Here is a 231-nt window from a genome sequence, read left to right on the forward strand (position 1 = left end):
CAGAAGCACACGCCCTTGGCCTTGTATTCCTGCTCACCCGGTACACCCATTTCGCGCCAGCGGGCACCGGTGGCCAGGATCACGGTCTTGGACTTGAGGGTCGCACCGCTTTCGAAACGGATTTCGTGCAGCTCACCGTTGTTTTTCGCCGGGATCAGCGCAGTAGCACGCTGCAGGTTCATGATGTCCACGTCGTACTGACGCACGTGGGCCTCCAGGGCGCTGGCGAGT

The 231-nt window shown here is 61.5% G+C and carries 1 protein-coding gene; it reads right to left on the reverse strand.

The genetic code is table 11. The features are described 5' to 3' along the window. On the reverse strand, positions 1-206 hold a 206-nt coding region (locus P8629_RS12810), incomplete at its 3' end, for an FAD-dependent oxidoreductase (RefSeq protein ID WP_336618933.1). Between the last annotated feature and the right edge of the window lie 25 nt (positions 207-231).

Origin of the sequence: Hydrogenovibrio sp. 3SP14C1 (assembly GCF_029625905.1) — a bacterium.
Classification (GTDB): Bacteria; Pseudomonadota; Gammaproteobacteria; order Thiomicrospirales; family Thiomicrospiraceae; genus Hydrogenovibrio.